16 protein-coding genes are annotated in these 21,461 nt (G+C 74.0%); 6 read left to right on the forward strand and 10 right to left on the reverse strand.

Annotated elements, in window-relative coordinates:
• Positions 1-3 precede the first annotated feature (3 nt).
• The gene (locus WME98_RS21580; RefSeq protein WP_437952990.1) at positions 4-2,463 is read right to left on the reverse strand and encodes a substrate-binding domain-containing protein; all 2,460 of its coding nucleotides are present in this window, start codon (positions 2,461-2,463) and stop codon (positions 4-6) included.
• A 267-nt stretch (positions 2,464-2,730) separates the two neighbouring features.
• On the opposite strand from WME98_RS21580, the gene WME98_RS21585 reads away from it, so the two are divergent.
• From WME98_RS21585 to WME98_RS21595, 3 genes are all read left to right on the forward strand, one after another.
• Positions 2,731-4,302 (forward strand): hypothetical protein, encoded by a 1,572-nt coding sequence (locus tag WME98_RS21585; protein WP_437952991.1) that lies wholly within the window; start codon positions 2,731-2,733, stop codon positions 4,300-4,302.
• Positions 4,303-4,428: 126 nt separating this feature from the next.
• Positions 4,429-5,382 (forward strand): esterase/lipase family protein, encoded by a 954-nt coding sequence (locus WME98_RS21590; protein WP_437952992.1) that lies wholly within the window; start codon positions 4,429-4,431, stop codon positions 5,380-5,382.
• The gene (locus WME98_RS21595; RefSeq protein ID WP_437952993.1) at positions 5,382-5,723 is read left to right on the forward strand and encodes a hypothetical protein; all 342 of its coding nucleotides are present in this window, start codon (positions 5,382-5,384) and stop codon (positions 5,721-5,723) included. Before WME98_RS21590 ends, WME98_RS21595 begins: the two co-directional genes overlap by 1 nt.
• Positions 5,724-5,841: 118 nt before the next feature.
• Here the strand turns inward: WME98_RS21595 and WME98_RS21600 are convergent, their stop codons facing one another.
• Complete coding sequence (locus WME98_RS21600; RefSeq protein WP_437334886.1) at positions 5,842-6,567, reverse strand: helix-turn-helix transcriptional regulator; 726 nt, start codon at positions 6,565-6,567, stop codon at positions 5,842-5,844.
• 82 nt (positions 6,568-6,649) lie between these two features.
• On the opposite strand from WME98_RS21600, the gene WME98_RS21605 reads away from it, so the two are divergent.
• Entirely contained in the window at positions 6,650-7,381 is a 732-nt protein-coding gene (locus WME98_RS21605) for a glutathione S-transferase family protein (protein ID WP_437952994.1), read from the forward strand.
• Between the two features lie 71 nt (positions 7,382-7,452).
• Here WME98_RS21605 and WME98_RS21610 read toward each other — a convergent pair whose 3' ends face one another.
• Both WME98_RS21610 and WME98_RS21615 read right to left on the reverse strand, forming a co-directional pair.
• Complete coding sequence (locus WME98_RS21610) at positions 7,453-9,741, reverse strand: beta-propeller domain-containing protein (RefSeq protein ID WP_437952995.1); 2,289 nt, start codon at positions 9,739-9,741, stop codon at positions 7,453-7,455.
• A 480-nt stretch (positions 9,742-10,221) separates the two neighbouring features.
• The gene (locus WME98_RS21615) at positions 10,222-12,075 is read right to left on the reverse strand and encodes a hypothetical protein (protein ID WP_437952996.1); all 1,854 of its coding nucleotides are present in this window, start codon (positions 12,073-12,075) and stop codon (positions 10,222-10,224) included.
• Positions 12,076-12,497: 422 nt separating this feature from the next.
• Here WME98_RS21615 and WME98_RS21620 point away from each other — a divergent pair, with 422 nt between their 5' ends.
• Complete coding sequence (locus WME98_RS21620; protein WP_437952997.1) at positions 12,498-13,340, forward strand: Uma2 family endonuclease; 843 nt, start codon at positions 12,498-12,500, stop codon at positions 13,338-13,340.
• A gap of 73 nt (positions 13,341-13,413) precedes the next feature.
• Here WME98_RS21620 and WME98_RS21625 read toward each other — a convergent pair whose 3' ends face one another.
• The 3 genes from WME98_RS21625 to WME98_RS21635 form a co-directional block, all read right to left on the reverse strand.
• Positions 13,414-14,508, reverse strand: coding sequence for a hypothetical protein (locus WME98_RS21625; RefSeq protein WP_061621235.1), 1,095 nt, complete (start codon positions 14,506-14,508; stop codon positions 13,414-13,416).
• Positions 14,509-14,829: 321 nt separating this feature from the next.
• Complete coding sequence (locus WME98_RS21630) at positions 14,830-15,888, reverse strand: tetratricopeptide repeat protein (RefSeq protein WP_437952998.1); 1,059 nt, start codon at positions 15,886-15,888, stop codon at positions 14,830-14,832.
• Complete coding sequence (locus WME98_RS21635) at positions 15,885-17,120, reverse strand: hypothetical protein (protein ID WP_437952999.1); 1,236 nt, start codon at positions 17,118-17,120, stop codon at positions 15,885-15,887. Before WME98_RS21635 ends, WME98_RS21630 begins: the two co-directional genes overlap by 4 nt.
• A 195-nt stretch (positions 17,121-17,315) precedes the next feature.
• On the opposite strand from WME98_RS21635, the gene WME98_RS21640 reads away from it, so the two are divergent.
• On the forward strand, positions 17,316-17,984 hold the full coding sequence (locus WME98_RS21640) for a hypothetical protein (RefSeq protein WP_020741980.1): 669 nt from the start codon (positions 17,316-17,318) through the stop codon (positions 17,982-17,984).
• A 104-nt stretch (positions 17,985-18,088) separates the two neighbouring features.
• Here WME98_RS21640 and WME98_RS21645 read toward each other — a convergent pair whose 3' ends face one another.
• The 3 genes from WME98_RS21645 to WME98_RS21655 all read right to left on the reverse strand — a co-directional run bounded on the left by WME98_RS21645 (position 18,089) and on the right by WME98_RS21655 (position 21,199).
• Positions 18,089-19,003: a DUF4142 domain-containing protein gene (locus WME98_RS21645; RefSeq protein WP_437953000.1), complete on the reverse strand. Its 915-nt coding sequence runs from the start codon at positions 19,001-19,003 to the stop codon at positions 18,089-18,091.
• Between the two features lie 443 nt (positions 19,004-19,446).
• Complete coding sequence (locus tag WME98_RS21650) at positions 19,447-20,262, reverse strand: class I SAM-dependent methyltransferase (RefSeq protein WP_437953001.1); 816 nt, start codon at positions 20,260-20,262, stop codon at positions 19,447-19,449.
• Positions 20,263-20,461: 199 nt separating this feature from the next.
• Positions 20,462-21,199, reverse strand: a complete 738-nt coding sequence (locus WME98_RS21655; protein ID WP_437953002.1) for a type 1 glutamine amidotransferase domain-containing protein — start codon at positions 21,197-21,199, stop codon at positions 20,462-20,464.
• Positions 21,200-21,461 lie beyond the last annotated feature (262 nt).

The following is a 21,461-nucleotide window of genomic DNA, read 5'->3' on the forward strand; positions in this document are numbered from 1 at the left end:
GGCTCACGACCGCGCAGCGTGGGGCGAGCCGCCGTAGACGAGCCGGCCGCCCGTCTTCGACAGCGCGTAGGCGAACCCGAGCTCGAGGGTCGAGCGGGCGACGACGCCCCCGAGGTCCAGCCCCTGCTCCACCATCAGCTGCGCCGCCGGCGGCGTGATGCCGACGAGCACGACCTCGGCCCCGAGCAGCCCCGCCGCCCGCGCCGCCGTCATGAGGTGATCCGCAGCCGCGGCGTCCACCGCCGCCATCCCCGTCACGTCGATCAGCACCACGCGCGCGTGCCGCTCGGAGATCTCCCGCAGCATCGACTCGAGGAAGCGGCCCGAGCGCTGGCTGTCCATCGCCCCGACGATGGGCATCACCAGGATCTGGCGCGCGACCGGGACGACCGGGCTGGAGAGCTCATGGATCGTGCTGAGCAGCGCCGCCTGCTGCCGGTTCGCCTGCTCGAGCTCCTGGGTCCGCTCGGTGACGCGGCGGAGGAGCTGCGCGTTCTCGAGCGCCACCGCCAGGGTGTCGGCGATGCGCTCGATCAGCTCGAGGTCCTCGGGCGAGCACGCCGCGCGCCGCTCGCTGTCGAGGACCAGGACGCCGAGCGCCCTTCCCCGGGCGAGCAGCGGGACGCCGGCCCGCGTGCGGCTGCCCTTCCGGCGCGCCTCGACGACATCCGGCCAGAGGTCGTGCTCGCCCGCCAGCGTGTCGATGACGACCGACCGGCCGGCGCTCAGCACCCGGCCGACCAGCGACTCCCGCTCGAGCCGGGCGCGCCCCTCGACGAGGCCCTGCTCGTCGGCGTCCAGGCTGATGACGAGGAGCTCGCGCGAGCGATCCACCGCCGCGCCCCCGCGCCTCCGGCTCGCGGACTTGCGGCTCGTCTCCAGGGTCAGCCGCTCCGACAGCGGACGAGACCAGGGCGTGGACTCGACGGTCACGAGGTCCACGCCGGTGTCGATGAAGCGCGGGAGGCGCCGATCCTCGGCCTGCCCCGGCGCCGGGAGCTCGGCCAGCGCCGCCTCCACCCCCCTCGACACCATGTCGTAGAGCAGCGCGACGGCGCGATAGCCCATGTCGTGCTCGCGCTGGACCACGGCCGCATGGATGGTGCCCTCCCGGAGCATCGCGATCGTCTCGGGGATCAGATCGAACGCCACGATCTTGAGATCTCCCGCCCTCCCCAGGGCCCTCGCGGCCGCGCCCCAGGCCGGGCCGTTCTCGGCGCAAGCCCCGAAGGCGCCGGACAGCCCTCCTTCGCGCAAGGCGTCCAGGGCGAGCTGCATCGCCGCGGAAGTATCGTAGTGGCTCTCCAGCGGAGATCGCATCGAGATGGACGTCCCGAAGGCCGCCGCGCCGAACCCCGCGACCCGATCGCAACCGTTCATGGCGCGGAGCGACGAGACCTGCGCGCCCACGACTCCGCCGTCCGGGAGGAGCCGCGCCATCGTCTCTCCGGCGAGCCGGCCGGCAGCCACGTTGTCGGTGCCGACGTAGGCCAGCGCCCTGCTGCCGTCGGCCGGCGGCGTATCGAACGTGATCACCGGGATCCCGGCCTCCGCCGCTCGCCGGATCGCCGGCTCGAGGGCCGCGGCGTCGGCCGGCGCCACGGCGATGCCGCTCACCCCGCGGCGCACGCCCTCGTCGATGAGCGCGCTCTGGCCGCCCTCGCCGCCGGCGCTGCCGCACCGGTGGATCACGCCGACGCCGAGGGCGCGCCCCGCGACGAGCGCGCCTTCCCGCAGGTTGTTCCAGTAGACCACCGGCGCGCGCCGCGGCGCCCGGTAGACGCGGAGCTCACGGTCCGGGCCGCGCTCGCCCGCGGGCGAGGCCCCGCAGGTGTCGTCCTCCACCAGGGCGAGCTCCACCGCGCTCCATTGCGGCCGCAGCTGCACGCTCTTGATACCGCTCGAGATGATCTCCACGAGCTCCTGCGGGCTGGCCTGCGAGGCCACCGCGTTCAGCACCTCCTCGAGCACGCGGTTCTCGTGGGCCGACCGCGCCTTGTCGTCGAAGAGCTCGCGCCGCTCGAGCGCCGCGCCGGCGCTGCCGGCCAGGGCCATCAGCCGCAACCTGCGCTCGTCCGAAAGCGGCTCCGCGGCCGGCTGCTCGACGGCGAGCACGCCGACCGGCCGCCCGCGCATGCGCACCGCCGCGAGGACCACGACCGCGTCCGCGGGCAGCCAGTCGAGCGCGACCGCGCCCGGCAGGTGCTCTCGGTACCACGCGGCCGCCGCCACGGCGCGCGCGCCGTCGCCCGGGTCGAGCTGCGAGACCGCGCTGACCGGCCCCGCGTCCGACGGGATCGGCAGCGGGCCTGAGAGCAGGCTCTCGAGGCCCACGGCGGCCCGGTAGAACAGGCGATCTCCCTCTCGGATCAGCAGGCCGCCGCGCCGCGTTCCAGGCAGGCTGTCTGTGGCGTCCTGTACGATGCGATGCAGCGCTGCGAAGAGGTCCAGACCGGTGATCATGCGTGTTCGACCTACACCCCACCGGCGGAGCGCGGCGCGGGGATCGTGCCAGCAGGCGCGATCGGCCGGTCCGTTGTCAAGCCATCCATCCGGCTCCGCCCCGTCATGCGCTCGAAATCGCGTCGGGCGTCGAGCGCTTCGCGCTGGTCGCTCGAGGCCGTCCGGCAGCGGGGAGCGGGCTCGTCCGAGGCGGCGCGCTGGGCGGCATCGGCTGACGATCGCGGTGCGATAGCAACGGACAGCCGCGCTCCGGCACCGGAGAACATCATGAGATGTTCTATTCCTCAGCTCCTCCTCGTCCTCCCTGTGCTCTTCGCGATCCCCGCCGAGGCGGCGTCTCCGCCCTGCGCCCCGATCCGCCGGGGCGGTCCCGGGGGCGTCGAGGACGCCGCCGTCCCCCCTCGCGGGCCGCGCCGCGACGTGGACGGCGCGGTCCCGAGCCGCGGCGCGCCCCCGCCGCCGTGCCGCGCGGAGGACGCGGAGCCCGCGCGCCGCGAGGCGCCGCGCCCGCCCGCGAGCTACGTGTGCCACCGCTCGTGTCCCGGCGCCGCCCACCTCTTCAGCCGGCGGTACGGCGATCATCGCGAGCAGATCGGGTACTCGGTCGCCGCCGACGGCGCGGGGAACATCGTCCTCGCGGGCTCGGCCGCGGGCACGGTCGACTTCGGCGGCGGGCCGGTCTCCGCCTCGGGGGCGTTCCTCGCGAAGCTCGACGCCGACGGAGATCTCCTCTGGGGCCGCGCCTTCGACGCCCCGTCATCGTTTGCCTCTGCCGTCGCCGTCGACGCCGACGGCGGCATCCTGCTCGCGGGCGGCTTCCGCGATCCCATCGATCTCGGCGGCGGCCCGCTGATGAACCCCTTCGGCGGACTCCAGATCTCGTTCGTGGCCAAATTCGACGCCAGCGGCGGCCACCTCTGGAGCCGCGCCGCGTCCGGCGACGAGCGCCACTCCCCGCGCGCCATCGCCGCGGACGGCGCCGGCAACGTCCTCGTCTCGGGCTCGTTCGAGGGCTCCCTCGACTTCTCCGGCGGAGCGTCGCCGCTCGTCAGCACAGGAGGCCTGTTCGACGAGGATATCTTCGTGTCGAAGCTCGACGCCTCCGGCGATCACCTCTGGAGCAAGGCGTTCGGCACCGTGGATATCGATCGCGGCGAGGGCCTCGCGGTCGACGGCGCGGGCAACATCGTCCTCGCGGGGTTCTCCCTGGGCGGCGGCCTCGATTTCGGCGGCCGGCCGCTCCCGAGCGCCGGGAGCTCCGACATCTTCGTCGCCAAGCTCGATCCGGACGGCCATCATGTCTGGAGCCGGAGCTATGGAGATCCCGGCAGCCAGAACGCCTCCGCCGTCGCGGTGGATCCGCGGGGCAACGTCCTCGTGACCGGGGGCTTCGCCGGCAGCGTCGACTTCGGCGGCGGACCGCGCCGCAGCGCGGGCGACAACGACGCGTTCGTCCTGAAGCTCGACCCGAGGGGCCGTCACGTCTGGAGCCGCCGCCTCGGCGGCGCGCTCCGGCAGGACGGCACGGCGATCGCCGCCGACGCGGACGGCAACGTGGCGGTCGCCGGGTTCTTCCGCGGCGCGCTCGATCTCGCGTGCGGGCGGATCGAGAGCGCGGGGGAGGAGGACGTCTTCCTCGTCAAGCTCGACGCCGCCGGCCGCGCGCTGTGGGGCGATCGCTTCGGCGACGCGCAGAGCCAGACGCCCACGGACGTCGCGTTCGACCCGGGCGGGGACGTCCTCCTCACCGGCTACTTCGACGGCGCCCTCGACTTCGGCGGCGGGCCGCTCGCGGGGCAGGGCGGCCGCGACGCGTTCCTCGCGAAGCTCGGGCGCTGAGCGGGCGGGCCGCGCCCCACCCGCCGAGCTCGGCATGCGGCGCCGCTCCGACCTGCAGAGTCGCCCGCCGCCTTGCAGCGCTGCGCGAGGCGCCGATCCGTGCCACGATGCGGGCCGGATCGGCGCATGGGAAACAACCTGGAGCGGGTCGTCGGGGTGCTCAACGGGCTCCTCGGCGACCATCTACAGCGGACCAGCAATGGCCTCGCGACCGCGATGCAGCTCGTCCGCGACGGACGCCGCCTGCCGCTTGCCCGGGCATTCCCCGCGGCCGCCGCTGCTCGAGCCACACCCCGTGTCGTCGTGCTCGTGCACGGGCTGATGAGCACCGAGGAGATCTGGACGATGCCGGACGGCGAGACGTACGGATCGCGTCTTGCGCGCGACCTCGGGTACACGCCGTTTTACGTGCGGTACAACAGCGGCCTTCGCGTCTCCGAGAACGGCGAGGCCCTGGATGTCCTCCTCGAGCAGCTCGTCTGCGCCTCTCCGGTCGCCGTGGAGGAGCTGGTCCTCATCGGCCACAGCATGGGCGGCCTCGTCGCGCGCAGCGCCGCGCACGCGGCGAGCGACAAGCCTCGAAGGTGGCTGCCCCTCGTCAAGCGGGCCTTTTACCTCGGCACACCGCACCTCGGCGCCCCGCTGGAGCGCTTCGGCAACGCTGTCACGTGGGCGCTCGCGAGCATCGGCAATCCGTACACGAAGCTCATCGCCGATATCGTCAACCTCCGCAGCGGCGGGATGAAGGACCTGGGCTACGCCAACCTCCGCCGCGAGGACTGGGAGGGCGCCGACGCGGACGCCCTGCTCCAGAATCGCCGTCATCCCGTGCCCTTGCTCCCCCACATTCGCCATCACCTCATCGCCGGCGCGCTCACGGCCGACCCGAGGCTCTCCCTCTTGTTCGGCGACGCGATGGTCTCGCTGAGGAGCGCCACGGGCCGGGCGGTCGCCGAGGACCGGTGCTCGCCCTTCCCTCAAGCGCACGCGCGGATCATGCCGTCGCTCGGACACCTGCGTTTGGCCCACGACCCGGACGTCTACGCGCAGATCCGCGCGTGGTGCGAGGAGGCGGTGTGATGGAGCGGTGGCGCGGCTTGAAGGATCTCGTGCAGGAGGCGGTCGAGCACGGCTCGCGGGCCGTGGAGCGCCTGCAGAAGCACGCGGCGAAGCTGCCCTTCGATCTGCTGGAGCAGATTCCCCCGATCCAGGCGCCCGTGAGGGGGATTCGGGTCATCCACGATACGACGCTGTCCGGCGTCCACGGGACGATCCGCCTCGTCAACCGCGCTGTGGGGGCCACGGTGGATGTGGTCCTCGTTCTCCTGGAGCAGAAGGCACGGCCGGCGGAAGCGCCGGACCGCAGCGCGGGCGCCGCGCCGGACGCGCCCTCCGGCGGCCCGGACGCCGAGGCGCCCTGAGCCCGGGGGCTGCCCGCTGCGCGCGGCTCCGCCGGCGCCGAACGACGCGCTGGCACGGCCGGCGGCGCGGGCGGAGCGGCCCCCACGGTTCAGCTCCCGGCCAGGGTCGAACGCCGCGTCACTCCCCGGCGCGCGGCGCGCCCGTGCGCTTCCACAGCTCGCGGCGCGCGGGCAGGGTCGCGCGCCACCGCGCGCGCAGCGCGCTCGGCCTCTCGCCGTAGCGCTCCTTCAGGAACGTGGCGCCGACCACGCGGTCGGTGCGAAAGGAGCGGAAGTCCTGGCGGACCTCGCACCACGCCACGAGGAGGCGCGTCGACTCGCGATACCCGACCACGACGGGCCACACGACGCGCTCGCTCTCGCGGCCCGCCTCGTCGCGGTAGCGGAGCGCGATCTTCGTGCCGGCGCGGATCGACGCGCGCACCTCGGCCAGGTCGAGCCCGTCGGGGACCTGGTCCAGCGCGGGGGGCGTGCCCGTCGTCGGCTCGAGCACGAGCGGGCGCAGCCGCTCGGGGACCGTCGCGGCGATCTTCGCGATGAGGTCCTGCGCCGCCCTCCGCAGGGCGGCGTCCCCGCGGCCGGCGACCCACTGCGCGCCGAGGACCGCGACCTCGATCTCGTCGGGCGTGAGCATCAGCGGCGGCATGTCGAAGCCGCGCTCGAGCACGTAGCCGGTGCCGGCCTCGCCCCGGATCGGGACGCGCTGGGCGAGGAGATCCGCGACGTCGCGGTACACCGTCCGCTTCGACGTCTCGAGCTCCTCGGCGAGCGCCGCCGCGGTGACCGGCGCCCGCTGCCGGCGCAGGATCTGAAGGATCTGGAACAATCGGTCGGCGCGCCGCACGAGGATGCTGACACCAGGTTGTCAGCAGGGCGAGGCTACATCAAGCGCGGTCCACGGCGGACCCAAGCTCCCGGAGGTTCTCATGATCACGCTCTACGGCTTCGGCCCCACGTTCGGCTTGCCCGAAGCCAGCCCCTATGTGACGAAGACCGAGGTCCAGCTCAAGCTCCTCGGCCTGCCCTACCGGAAGGAGCGCGCGCGGCCCGACCTGTCGCCGAAGGGGCAGCTCCCCTTCATCGACGACGACGACGGCGCGCGCGTCGCCGACTCGCACTTCATCCGCGAGCACCTCGAGCGGAAGTACGGCAAGGATCTCGACGCGGGCCTCGACGCGCGGCAGCGCGCCGAGGCGTGGGCCATCGAGCGCATGCTCGAGAACCATTTCGTCGCGACCTCGGGGTACGCGCGCTGGCTCATCCCCGAGAACTTCGAGAAGGGCCCGGCGCACTTCGTCGACGGCGCGCCGGAGGAGCAGCGCCCGAAGCTGCGCGAGGAGCTCCTCGCGCGCGTCCGCGAGAACTACCGCGCGCTCGGCATCGCGCGTCACTCGAACGAGGAGATCGTCGCGCTCGGCGTGCGCTCCCTGACCGCGCTCTCGGCGCTGCTCGGGGACAGGCTGTACCTGTTCGGCGGGCGCCCCGCGGGCGTCGACGCGACGGCCTTCGCGGCGCTGGCCGGCATCCTCACGCCGTTCTTCGACTCGCCGCTCAGGCGCAGGGCCGAGGGCTTCGCGAACCTCGTCGCGTACACCGCGCGGCTCATGCGGGAGTTCTACCCGGATCACCCGTGGGAGGCGCCCCGGCAGGGAGCCTGAGCGCCGCGGCGCCGCCGCGGCGCCCCCGCTCGAGGGGCGGGGCGCCGCGGCCTGCGTTCCGCCGCCCGGCGCTACTCCTCGCCGCGGGGAGCCGGCGTCGGCGCGGGCTCGGCCGGCGCCGGCTCGGCGACGTCGACGCCGCCGCAGGCGGACCCCCACGAGGTCGGGGCGGGCAGGGGCAGCGACGCCACCGGCGTCGCGAGGTCGTCGAGCGCGTTCACGAGCACGCCGCCGTGCGAGATCGAGTAGACGTAGTCCTCGATGAACACGCCGCGCTTCACGTCGGCGCCGCCGTAGTAGTAGCACCCCGACGTCGCGCTGAAGAAGCCGCTGTGGTCGACCGCGCCGAGGTGGCTGAACCCTTCGGCGACATCGACGTTGAAGAGCTCCAGCGTGCTCGCGACCGCGCCGGTCTCCCGGTCGTAGCTCACGACCGGGAAGGCGAGCACGTCGCGTTCACCGTAGTACGTGAACGCCTTGTGGTTGTACTCGGCCTCGGAAGACGTGTAGTCCCCCTCGAGCGACTTCTTGTGCAGGAGCTCCGGCGCCGACGGGTCCGTGACGTCGAAGATCTGCAGCGCCAGGCCGGTCACCACGCCGCTCTCGTCGCCGTCCCTGCCGATCGCCAGGAGGTGCCCGTCGTCGAGCGGGTGCATGTACTCGCTGAAGCCGGGGATCTTGAGCTCGCCCGCGACGGAGGGCGACTCGGGGTCGGAGAGATCGAGCACGAAGAGCGGGTCGACCCGGAGGAACGTCACCACGTAGCCGCGATCCCCCATGAACCGGGTCGAGCGGATCTGCTCGCCCGGGGCCAGGTCGGTGATGGCGCCGATGCGCGAGAGCTCGGCCCCTTGCGCCTCGAGGACGAACACGCCGTTGCGGGTCGTCCACCGCTCGGTCCCCGGCACCATGGCGGTCGTCGAGACGCGGAGCTTGCCGTTGTGCTCGTCGAGCGAGAACTGGTTGAGGATGTGGCCGGGCACCGAGCCCGACGCGACGTACCGGGGCTGGCTCGGGTCGGCGACCAGATCGAACTTGTGCAGGTGCGTGACGTCCGTGCTCGCGTTCACCGCGCTGGGCGCCGTCGGCGCCTGCCAGCCGCGCGCGGCGACATAGAGGGCGTCGTGGCTCGAGTACACGGTGTCGGTCGCGCCGATGATCGAGGTCGACGCCGGCGCCTCGTCGAGGTCGGCGAGGTCGATCGACTCGATCTGCGTCAGGCCGTACGACGTCGTGCCCGCCTCGGGGACGTAGAAGTCCGCGCAGCTCGCGCCGAGCTCGGTGACCGTCTCCCCCTGCTTCTCGAAGCGGTACGGCAGCCACGCCGACAGCGACGAGCCCTCGATGATCGCCGTGTTCTCGGCGCGGAGCTGCTCGAACGCCGCGGTCCACGCCTCGGCGGTCTCGGGGAAGGCGGTGAGGTCGGCGGGCCAGTAGTTGAGCGCGGGGCCGTGGGCGCCGCCGGACAGCACCGTGCGGACGTCGTCGCCCGCGCGCCGCGACGAGGCGTAGCCGCCCTCGAAGTAGAGCTCCCTGGCCACGCTGGGGGCGCCGCCCGCGAGGCTCAGGACGGTGAGCTTCGTGAGCGGGGCGTAGGCGTCGGGCGGCGGGGGCGCGTCGGTCGCCGGCTCATCGGGGGAAGGGACGCCGTCCGTCGGTGTGGGCTCGGTGTCGCCGTCCGGCAGGGGCTCCGCGGGCTTGTCGGCGCCGTCCGGCGGCGGGTCGGCGTCTCCCGGGTTGGGCGGCGCGCCGGCGTCTCCCGGGTTGGACGGCGTGCCGGCGCCCTCCGGGGGGGCCGGCGCATCGTCCTGGTCCGGCCCGCTGCCCGGCGCGCTGCCCGGCGTGCCGGCGGGCGCGCCGGCGCCTGCGGGCAGGGCGATGCCGATGTCGATCCTGTAGTCGTAGTACCCCGGCCGCGGCTCGACGCCCGCCTTCTCGTAGATCGCGGCCCCGTTGACCGACGAGTAGACGACGACCTTGTCGCCCGCCACGAACATCTCGAGCGGGCTGCCCTCGATCGCGAGCGAGCTGCCCACCGCGAGCGACGACGCCGGCCACGCGGTCAGCGTGTAGAAGCTCTGGTCGTGCAGGATGTAGAGGTTGTTCCCGTCGGTCTTGACGATATCGGCCTCATCGACGCCGGCGACCTGGGTGTTCGTGTCCGAGTGGGCGGGGGCATCGCTCTCGCCGCCCGACGCCGCGTCCTCGGGGCTGCCGGCCACGGGCGGCGTCGGGGAAGGTACGCCGGTGGGGTCCGCGGCCCCCCCGGGCAAGGCGACGCCGGGGCCGCCGAAGCCGACGCCGCGGCCGTCGCCGATCGCACCGTAGCTCGCGATCATGGCGTCGATCTGGGCGTTCATCTTGGCGAGCGCGTCCTGCTTCAGCAGCGCTTCGAGGTCGTCGCACGACTGAGCCCGGTGGAGCGCCGCGCGCTGCGACGCGCTCTCGTCGGGTCCGGGTGACGAGGACTCCGTGACGCATCCGACGGCGAGGAGGCCTGTTGCTAGGAGAAGCCAGAGAGAGGAATGGGCGCGGTGGGTTCGCATGGTGCCCGCCGGCGTCGCAAGGCCCGCGCCAGCCGCCCGCTCGCTCGATTCACCGCGAAATGCGGCGGTTCGCGCGCGCGCACGGCCCGCCGCGCGGCGCGAGGCACGACATGCATGCGCTGGCGGGGGCCGCCTGGCACACGTGTGCCATGGATGGGTGATGAGACTGGCTATTTCCGCCAACACGCGATGAGACGGAGGTTCATTGGGCCCGGACGGACGCGCCGTATCGGGGGGCACGTGTCCGAGGGCGGCGGGGGCTCGCTCTCCCGGCCGGGACGCCTGCGCGCGGCGTCAGAGGGGAACGGGCGCGGGGGGGATCTTGAACACGTCCCATGCGGGCGTGTGGTTGCTCGTGTTCGTGGTCTGGTTCCAGAGATAGATCGACGGGTACGTGGTCACCGTCGTGCCCTCCACGACGACGCCGGTCACGTAGAGCTGCGACGCCTTCTTCTGCGGGTCCTTCTGGAGGGTGTAGCCGTCGCGGGACGACGAGAAGATGACCCAGTAATACGTCTTGCCGTCGACGGTCGTGGCCTCCGGCGACCACCTGGGCCAGCTGTTGTGGATCCCCGGGCTCGTGACGCCGACGCAGGCCGGCGGATCGTTGGCCGCGAGCCGCGTCGCCGCGCCGCCGGCCGCGGGGACGACGTAGATGTCGGACGCGGGGTTGTAGTACATCTCCCCCGGGCTCGGCGTCCGGTTGAACGCGATCAGCCGGTCGTCGGGCGAGAAGGCGGGGTAATACTCGTTGAACGCCGGCTCTGCGGCGCCCTGCAGCGGCGTCGCCGCGCCGCCCTGCCGGTCGTTGTAGGGCACCGTGTAGAGATCGCCTGCCCCGGCGGCGATCCGCCCGTCCTTGCCGGCGTCGGTGGACACGTAAACGATGGTGTCGCCGTCGTGGCTCCAGTCCGGCATCAGCGCTCCGCGCGTGTCGCCCTCGCACGTGATGAAGCCGTAAGCGGTCCCCTCCGCGGCCGCCATCTCTTCCTTGACCAGGTTGGGGTTGGCGTCGAGCGGGTAGGTCGGCACCGGCGACTCCAGGTCGAACCACGCGAGGCGCGCGTTCGGCATGGCGCTGTACGACTGGCCGTCCCAGACCGTGCCGCGATCCCGGCCATAGGAGGTGACGACGATCCGGTCTCCCGGGGAGAAGTGCGCTGCCGACATCCTTGGCGCGCCGAGCCAGGCCTGGCTCATCGCCTCCGAGCCGCCCGGCGTGACGTACGAGGGGACCTCGCCCACGGAGTCCTTCTGCACGGAGGCGATGGCGAGCCCCCACGGCCAGTGATCCGTGAAGATGACGGACTCGCCGTCGGGCGTCGACGTGTGGCACCCGATGCACCTCACCGCGCCGTCGTTCCGGAGGCCGCCGTTCTCGGTCCTGCGGCCGCCCTGCTGCACCTGCTCGACCTTGAGCGCGTCGACGACGCCCTCCTCGCCCACGCCGAACCCGGCCAGCCACGCGTCCGCCGGCCCTTCGCCGATCGCCGCCCAGTACACCATGCTGCCGCCGGCCGGGGCCGGCGCGATGGTGATCGGCCCGGAGGTGCCGACGAGCGGCGCGCCCGGCGCGCTCGTCGACACCGAGCGGATCGTGATGGTGATCGGCTCGTTCCGGACATGCGACGCCAGCTTCTCCCACATGTCCTTGGGCATCTTCCATTCGCGGTTCGTCGTGTAGACGACCAGGTCGTTCTTCTCCCGGTCGGCGTGCACGCGGATCTCGAACAGATCCTGCCCCTCGGGCGCGGTCCACCGGAACCTCGGCCGCAGCCAGTTGTTCGGGAAGAGCGCCCCGATCTCCGGCTCGGCGAGGCACGGCCCGCCCGGCGCGCCGCTGCCTGGGGCGCCGAACAGCTCGGGCGCGTTGGCGGGCGGCGGCGTCCCGGCGTCGTCGAGCACCGGGGCCGCGGGGAAGTCCTCGCAGACCTCGCAGGGAGGCGGCTCGACGGGGCCGCCGCTGCCCACGTCGAAGATGTTCCCCGTCCCCGCGCCGAACTCGTCCGGCGCCCCGCCCGCGCCGCCGGCGCCCTGGCCCTGCCGCGGGGAGCCGCTCGGGCTTGCCGAGCAGGCGACCACGAAGGCTGCGCCGATGAAGGCAGCGCCGACAAATCGAGTCCCGATCCGATGTTGCAAGGTTCTCATTCAGGTTCCTCCGTGCGCGCGCTCAGGGCTCGATTCGCCCGGACCACCACGCGGATCGGCGCGCCCGGATCCGGGCAGACGCGATGGTCGCGTGGTCACCGTGGTGCTGTTGTTTGGTCGCGCCGGGCTCCGGCGGCGGCCAACCGCAGATAGCGAGATCGCTCGGCGCGACGCGCCGCCCTTCCCGGCGTGAAAGATGTAAAGAAAGCTCTGAGCAGGTAGGAAGACATGGAACCTTTGCCCCTGTCAAGCGAGCCGCAGGTACATGTCGCCTGAAGGGGGCGCGCAGGGAGCGCTCAGGGGGCAGCCCATGCCGCCCGACGAGGCGCTCGGCGAGGGCGCCCGGGTCGTGAGGCGTCCGCATCCGACGCCGGCGCGCCGCTGCGTTCCCGCGGGACGTGCCGGGGTGCTAGTTTCCCCGCGTGGCCTCGCCGAACCGCATCGGGTACCCGCTCAGCCCCCGGCGGCCGCCCCGCGCGCTCGTGCTCCGCGATCTGTCGCCCGAGGAGGCCAGCGCCGCGATCGACTGGTCCGGCTGGTACTTGCCCGATGATGCGGAGCGTCACGGCAAGGCCGAGCGGTCCGGGATCGTCCGCCTGCTGCTCTCGGTGCTCGCGCAGCTCGCGCGCGAGCGCGGCTGGGTCGACTGGTACGCGGGCGCCGACCACGCCTTCGCCTGGGTGCGGGCCGAGCCGCTGGTGCGCGTCCTGCCCGACCTCTACGTCCTCGATCACCGCCCGTTGCCGCCGCTGCCGCGGCAGTGGCAGACGTGGCTGCCGGGCCACCGCCCGCCGCGGTTCGCGCTGGAGATCGTCACGGGCGACCATCGCCGGGCGTACGAGGTCGCGCCGGCCAAGTACTGGCAGCTCGGCTGCCCCGAGCTCCTGCTCTTCGATCCCGAGGCGGCCTCGGCCCGCGCGCCGCTCTCCGAGGAGCGCGTGCCGCTCCAGCTCTACCGCCGCGATCCGGACGGCACCTACCTGCGCGTCCACGCCGGCGCCGATCCCCTCTGGATCGAGGCGTTCGACGCGCACGTCGTCGTGCTGAAGGACGGCCCGCACCCGACGTTGCGCGTCGCGCGGACCTCCCGCGCGACCGACCTCGTGCCCGCCGAGGAGGAGGCCCTCCGCGCCGAGGGCGAGGCGCGCGCCCAGGAGCAGCGCGCCCGCGTCGCCGAGCAGCGCGCCCGCGCCGCCGCCGAGGCGCGCGTGCGCGAGCTCGAGGCGCGCGTGCGCGACCTGGAGGCCCGGGTCACGCGCAGGTGAGCGCGCTCGCCGGCGTGCGCGAGGCGGGCGTCGCCGCCGAGGCGCGCGCCGCCGGAGGCGCGCGACGCGGGCGCTACGCCGGCCGCAAGATCTGCCGCACCGAGTCCACGTCCGCGACCCGGTGCAGCACCGGCTGGAGGCCGGCGCCCGGGGCCTCGCCGAAGGCGCCGCTCGCCGCGACGGCGCGGGCGCGGGGGCCGTCGAGCACGAGGAACACGTCGCGGAGGCCGCCGGCGCCCGGCGCGTCGATCACGTCGACGATGCGCGAGCGATCGAGGTGCAGCTCCTCGTCGCCCCGCTGGATGAGCACGCGCCGGTCGGTGATGAGGTACCGCGTCCGCGCCGCGAGCCGCGCGGGGCGCACGACCGACACGTAGAGCATCGCCGCGCCCGCGGCGACGAGCAGCACGATCGTGAGCGAGAGCGAGGCGACGAGCGCCACGAACGACACGCTCTCCGGATCCATGCCCGCCGCGGTCACGATGCGGATGCTGCGCACGGCGTGCACCGCCGTGACCACGGCGAAGCCGCCGAGGAGCACGCCGAGCAGCACCGAGCCGACCCCGCGCAGGCCGTTCGGGAGCCACTTGTGCCAGCCGTCGGCCGGGTGCGCCGACCAGAGCACCCGCTCGCCCTCGTCGAGGCGCTGCGAGAGCAGCCGGTGGCCGTCGCCCGCGGGCGCCGACGGGACGACGCCCCGCAGGATCGCCCAGACGCGATCCGGGGCCACGACGCCGCAGAGCACGATCGACAGCCGCCGCCGGAGGGCGCCCGTGGGCACCGCCCTCACGAGCTCGAGGTCGCCCACGCCGGGGTGCTTCGGGTGCCAGTGGATGCGCGCGTAGCTGATCGACCGCCGCTCGATGGAGCGCCGGAGCTTCCCGCGCTGCACCACGATGTGCCGGTCGGTGAGCAGGTACTCGAGCTCCGACCGCCACCAGCGCGGCAGGTAGCTGAACGCCACCGCGAGGCTCGCCATCCAGGCCGCGAAGGCGAGCAGCTGGGTCGGCGACGCGCCGAGCGCCTTGCTCACGACGATGGCGGACGCCGTGCTGATCGCGGAGGTCACGCCGCAGACCACCGCGCCCACGACGTACAGGAGCGGCGTCGCGACGACCTTGGGGCGTCCGGACCAGAGCACGGGCTCATTGAACACCGAGTCGCGCATCTCGACGGATCTCCGTTCGGGGTGAGCTGGCCGGCGCCGCCCCCGCGCGCGAGGGCGACCACGCTAAGGTGAACCCGCCGGGCGGGGTCGTAAAGGGGCGTCCTCGCATCCCGCCGCGGCGCGACGCGCGTCCGCTGCGGCGCGATCGGAGCGCGACCGGAGGCGGCGTGCAGGAACTCCCGGAAGCACCTGCGGGAGCGGCCGGAAGCGCGGCGCGATCGCGACCGGAGCGCGGCGCGCGGCCCGGCCGAGCGCCGCCCGTCAGCGCCGCAGCGGCGCCGCGGGCGCGGGTCAGCGCCGCAGCGGCGCCGCGGGCGCGGGTCAGCGCCGCTGCGGCGCCGCAGGCGCGGGCTTGCGCAGGCGCTTCATCGTCTGCTCCCGCTCCCGATCGCACTGCGCGCGCCGCGCCTTGGCCAGCGCCACCCAGTGGTCGTTTCCGGGGGCGCGCGCGATGTACGACTCCCACGCAGCCACGGCCTGCAGGTAGGCCTCCGCGCGCGCGGCGCCGAGCTCGGCGCTCCGCGCCGCGGCCCAGTGGCCGAGCGCCGCGTACCAGGCGTCGTCGTACGGGGGCACGTAGAACCAGCCGGCGCCGTTGATCTGCTGATCGTTCCGGTCGTAGGTCCTCGCGAGCCGGATGTGCTCGATGGCGCCCTCCAGGTCGCCCGACCGGTCGAGCGCCACGGCGAGCCCCCACAGCGTGGTCACGCCGTAGCGGAACATGTCGAGCGACCCGAGCGTCGAGAGCGCCGCGCGGTAGCCCTCGACCGCGGCGGTGATGTCACCGAGCGCCATGTGCGCCTCGGCCTGGTTGGCCAGCAAGAGCGCCCGCGACGCGGCGTGCGGCTCGAGCGCGAGCGCCTCGTCGTACGCCTTGATCTCCTCCGTGTACCTGCCGATCCGCGCATAGCAGACCGCGAGCGCGTGCCACGCGTCGGCCCGGGAGGGCGCCGGCGGGTGGGCGCGCAAGAGCCCCTCGAGCGTCGCGACCGCGCCCTCCACGTCGCCGAGGTGCTCCAGGATGTCGGCGTAGCGCAGCCGCACCGACGGATCGCGCGAGGCCGGCGCGCCGGCGCGCTCGTACAGGCTGCGCGCCTCGCGCAGCCAGAGCGGGCCGATCTCGTCGACCCGCTCGAGGAGCGGCGAGCGCCGGAGCCGGTCGTACCGGGCGAGGAGCGCGTCGGCCTGGGCGATGAGCGCCGCGCGCTCGTCGGCCGCCGGATCCAGCGCGCGGGACCAGACGGTCGGCGCCGCGCGGAGGGGCGCCGCCGCGAGCGCGAGCGCGAGGAGCGCCGCGAGGCCGGGCAGGAGCGGCGGCCGGGGCGAACGAGCCCGCCCGGGCGAGCGAGCCCGCCGGGGCAGCCGCGGCTCCTGGCTCATCGCGCGCCCCCTGCGCCCGGCGCGGGCGCCGCGCCGCGCTCCTGCGGGGCGCGCCCGGCCGCTCCCGTCGCCGCGGCGCGCGCGGGCCGCTGGCCCCCGCCGCCGCCTCTCCGGAGCGCGTCGAGGCGCGCGCGCGCCGCCGCGGCCCACGGCCCCTGGCCGCCGGCGCCCGCCAGGTACGCCTCCCAGCGCGCGATCGCCGCCGCCGTCATGGTCCGCTCCAGCGCGAGCGCCTCGAGGGCGAGCCTGTCCTCCGGGACCGCGAGGTAGTCGAGGCTGCGCAGGCGCGCCGCCGCGCTGGCGAGATCGTCGGCGGCGTGCTCGCGGGCGGCGGCGCCGGCGTGCTGGTCGGCCGCCCGCGCCGCCGCCTCGGCGCGGTGGTCGGCCGCGCGGGCGCGTGCGGCCTCCGCGCGGGCGCGCGCCGCTGCCTGGGCGCGGGGGTCGCCCCCGGCGCCCGCGTCGGCCGCCTCGCCGTCGAGCGCGGCGTCGGCCTGGGCCTTGTCGCCGGCGCGGTCCAGCGCGAGCGCGAGCGACAGCGTGACGTCGCGGGCGAGCTGCGTCTGCGCGCGCTGGCGCGCCTCGCGCAGGTAGGCGATCGCCTCGTCGAGGTCGCCGCGGGCGCCCTGCGCGGCCGCGCCGGAGGGCGGCTTCGCGGCCGCGCCGGCGGCGGCCATCGACAGGTGCGCCGCCTCGAGCAGCACGAGCGCGCGCTGATCGGCGGTGCCGAGCAGGTCGATGCGCGGGACGAGCGCGCGGTAGATCGCGATCGCCTCGTCGTGCTTGCCGGTGCGGGCGAGCGACCGGGCGAGATCGTGCATCGTGTGCGGGTCCTCGACGCTGCGCGGATCGATGCCCCGCGCGCGATCGAAGGCGCGCGCCGCGTCCTCGGGGGAGCCGAGGGCGAGGGCGGCGCGGGCGAGCAGGACCTGCGGCGCGGCGTGCCCCGGGAGGAGCTGGTCGGCGAGGCGCGCCGCCTCGCGCGCCGCCTCCGGGTTGCTGCCGAGCTGCGCCTGGCCGCGCGCGAGCAGGTCGCAGTAGCGCGGGAGCTCCGGCGCGCGCGCGCGCTCCCAGACCGTGGGCCCCCGCGCGATGGCCCGGCTGGACCGCGCCGAGCACTCGGGCGGCCGCCCCGCCGCGGCCGCCGCGGCGACGAGCTCGCCGCCCGCCTGGCCGGCGTGGGCGGTGAGCGGGAGGGCGAGCAGGGCCGTAAGCAACAGCGGGCCGGGGTGCACGGCCGGAGTGTACCAGCGACGCGCCCCGGAGGCCCACGTCGGGCCGGCGTCGGCGGGCTGCGATCCGGTTGATCGGGCGGGCGATGGTCCGTTATGGTGCCCGAGGTGACAGCGCCGACGGGGGGCGTTCGCGGGTCGTGCTTCGATGGACTCCGCAGCCTTGGAGCCTCGTGAGGCCAGAGGAGGATCGACATCATGGGCGAGGTGATTCGCAAGGATGCGCCGGCGGACGACATCATCGGTGACGTGCGCGCGACGCTCCAGAGCGCTTCTGCGAAGGGGGGGTCCCTCCGGGAGCTCGCCGAGCAGCGGCTCGTGCCCGTGCTGACGCTCTTCGACGGGGTCGAGGCCCAGCGCAACGCCGCGCGGTCGGAGGCGGAGCCGCTGCTCGCCAAGGTGGAGGCCGAGTCCGCGCGCGCCGACGACGCGCTCGGCAAGGTCGCCGACGACGTCTGGAACGCCGTGGGCCGCCCCTCGGCGGATCCTGCGCTGTCGATCCTGTTCCCCGGCGGCGCGGCGTATTTCGCCGACTACGAGGACGGCGACATCACGGGGCAGCCGGATCGGCTGGAGGTGCTCGCGCAGCTGCTCGGCTCGGGGATCCACCCCAAGCTCAGCCTGGACAAGGCGCAGGCGGCGGCGGCCGAGGTGAAATCGGCGGCCGCGGCGCTGCGCTCGACGGTCGAGGCGACCCGGCTCCCGCTCGAGCGGCTGAGCGTGCTCGACCGCATCCGCGCCGCGGTGGCGAAGAGCGCGCACATCGAGCTCGTGCACCTGAAGCGCCTCTACAAGGCGGCCGGCTTCACCGAGGCGGAGATCCACGGCGTCATCCCGGATCGCGGCCGGGCGCGGCGCCGGCTGTAGGGCGCCGCGCCCGTCTCGTCGACGGATCGGCGGAGCGGCCGGCGCCGCAGCTCGTCAGACGGCGTCCGGCGCGGGCGAGCGCGGCGCCGGCGCCCTACGCCGGCTCACGGGCGATGGCCGGGGGAAGGGGGATACGGGCTGGGCGTGCCCGAGCCGAGCGACGTGCTGCGCCCGTAGCCGCCGTAGGGCGGGTAGGCCGGCATGTAAGGCCCGTTGGCGCCGTAATAGACGGGCCCGTAGTACGGGGCGCCGTTGCCGTAGTACGGGGCGCCGTTGCCGTAGTACGGGGCGCCGTTGCCGTAGTACGGGGTGCCGTTGCCGTAGTACGGGGCGCCGTTGCCGTAGTACGGGGCGCCGTTGCCGTAGTACGGCGCGCGCGGCGGATTGCCGTTCTCCGGGACGTACGGTGTGCCGATGAGCGAGGTGAGCGACGTGGCGAACGAGAGGTGCCGCGACGTGGCCTCCCGGATATCGGGGATGAGGTGAGAGATCCCCGGGTGCAGCTCGGGTCCGACGACGACGAGCTGCTCCTTGAGATGGGCCAGGAACTCCTGGTGCCGGACGATCTGGAGGTTGACGTACGTCCAGTCGAAGCTGAGTCCGCTGAGCCCTTCGAGCGTCTGTTGATCCGAGGCGCCCTGCTCGATCAGCGCCCGGCTGACCTGGTTGTCGTCCGGCGTCACGCCGGTCTGCGCGAGCGCGGCCCGGAGCTGCTGGTTCGCGGCGGTGTGGTGATTGAGCAGCTCCTGGGCGAGCTCGACGACGTGCGCGTCCGTCGCGCGGGTCAGGGCGGTCTGCGCCTCGGCGATCTGGACCGTATCGAAGGCGTCGATCACCGAGGCGAGCTCCGGGATCGAGAGCGTGAAGGCCAGCGATGCGGATTCGACCGCCTCTTCCGCGCTGTCCTGGTCCGCCGCTGCGAGGCCGCCGTCTCCCGCAGCGACGGAGCAGGCGCTGGTCCCCGCGAGCGCCAGGGCTGCGATCCATGCAAAACGAAGAGAGTCGATTCGAAACTTCATACTTCCCCCCATGTCAATGACGGAAGCGGCGCCGGCGCCGGAGCGCTTGGCGGTGATGCCTGGCCCGCCCCGTCACGTATCTTGAACTGCTCTGGGGATATGCAAGCGCGAGATCGTCAAATCGATGATGCTCACGAGCGCACAGGATCGGTTGAATCGTCGGCGTCGCGCGACGGACCGGCGCGCGGGTGCCACCTCTCGATGTGGCTGAACGGACGAGGGCGCTGCCAGGGCGGCGGCGCCCGCGTGGTCACGGGAGGTCGAAAGGGGCAGGGGAGCGGCGCTGTCGGGGGATCGGCGAGGTGCCATGTCCAGCCGCGGCGGAGGCGGCGGGACGGACATCGATGCTTTCCTGGAGGAGGCCCGCGCGCGGGCGACGTGCTCCCGGCAAACCGTGCGTGAACGGCGCGTGAACGGCGCGCAAACGGCGCGCGAACGGCGCGTCAGTCCGCGGCCTTGGCCGGTTTGCGGGCCACGACGCCGACGGTGCCGTAGTAGATGCCCCACGCCGCGGGGTCGGCCGCGAACCTGGCGTATCCGGCGAGATCTTCCGCGCTGATCCGCCCGGTCGCGAGGTACTTGTCCTGGAGCTGGGTGGCGGAGAGGCTCATGATCTCGGACAGCGGGTGGCCGCCTGGGCACAGCGGCACCTCGTTCTCGACGGCCTCGATGGCGAGCCCTCGCGACGCGAGGATCGCGGGCAGGCGCAGGCCCAGCCCCGGGTCCTTGCCTTCGGCCTGGAACATCGCGAGGATCGACTGATTCACCCGATCGAAGGCCTCGATATCCGGGCCGGACGCGCCCCGGGCCGCGGTGAAGTCGGGCTCCTCGAGCACGAGGCGCCCGCCGGGCTTCAGCGCCGCGAGCATGGCGTCGAGGAGATCCTGGAAATGGGCGTTGTGGATGAGCACGTAGCGGGCGTGCACCAGATCGAAGCGCGCCGCGTGAAAGTCGAGCTGGCGGATGTCGCCTTCGATGATCCGGACGCCCGGCAGCTGAGAAGCATCCATGAACCCGACATCGAGGTCGACCGCGACCACCTCGCCTTCCTGGCCGACGCGCTCTGCCATCCAGGAGGCCATGGACCCGGCGCCGGCGCCCACCTCGAGGCAGCTCCAGCCGGGACCCATCCCGGACGCCTTGAGCAGGCGCCAGCTGGCGGGGTCGAAGAACCCCTCGATCCGCCGCAGGCGCTCCAGCTCTCGCGCGCGCTCCGAACCCGCAAACGTGTAGCTGTCCTCGGCCATAGGGATGGACATAATAGTCCATTCCGCCGAGGAAGAAGCGAACTTCTCCTCGCCCGGCCCTCCGCCGATTCGTGGAGTGACCTACACGGGGAGCTGTTCGGCCCAGGCTGGACAGCCGCGCTCGTCGCGGCGATATGTCCAGGCGTGAGCCTCCCCGCGGACGCCGCAGGAGGTGGTGGGCCCGCCGACCCGTACGTCCGCCTCGCTCACGTCACGCGAGCGCCCGGCGCAGCGCGAGCACCGCCAGCCCGCCCACCCCGAGCGTGGCCGCGGTGCTCAGGAACTTCCTTGCCGTGGAGGGCGGCGGCAGGAACGCCGTGGCGCTGAGCGCCGCGAGCGGGGGCGACGTGCGCGCCGGCGCCGACTCGGCGGCCAGCGGCGACGTCGCGGCGTGGATCGGCGCGGTCTCGGCGAACAGATCGAGCATCTCGCGCACGAAGGCGGGCAGATCCTGCGGCCCACGGCTCGACAGCCAGTTGCCGTCGCGCACCGCCTCCTCGTCGCGCCAGACGCCGCCCGCGTGCACGATGTCGTCGCGGATGCCGGGCCAGGACGCGAGCTGCCGCCCGCTCACGAGCTCCGCCGACGCGAGCACCCAGGGGCCGTGGCAGATCGTCGCGATCGGCTTGCGGAGGTCGTCGAACGCGCGCACGAACCGGCGCGCCTCCTCGCTCTGGCGCAGGAGATCCGGGTTGATGAACCCCCCCGGCAGGAGCAACCCGTCGTACTCGGCCGGATCCGCCTCGCCGAGCGTCCGGTCCACGCGCACCCGCGCGCCGGGCTCGTGGAGGTTCATCCCGCGGATCTTGCCGTGACGGAGCGAGATGACGTCCACCGTCGCGCCCGCGGCGCGGAGCGCCTTCATCGGCACGGTCAGCTCGATCTGCTCGAACCCGTCCGCCACGAGCGCCGCGATCCGCTTCCCTGCGAGCTTCTTTCGTTCCTTCATGCTGCCCTCAACGGTTGTCGGGTGGGTTTCATGGCAACAGACCATGGCAACAGGCGCGCCAGGACGTGCCTGTTCCTGCTGCCCTGTTGGTCGTCCGGAGACATGTCCCCTCCCACGCACCTAGAGCCGGCGCCCCGCTCCGCAACCGAGGCCAGCGCAGATCCCGTGGGGGCCGCGAGCCCAGCTGCCCGTGTCGCCGCGGCCGACGATGAGGGTGTGTCGTTTTGCGACAGGCGGCCCATGGCGCAGGGGCGGGGCGCGC

It is taken from the genome of Sorangium sp. So ce296 (assembly GCF_051529605.1).
GTDB lineage: Bacteria > Myxococcota_A > Polyangia > Polyangiales > Polyangiaceae > Sorangium > Sorangium cellulosum_D.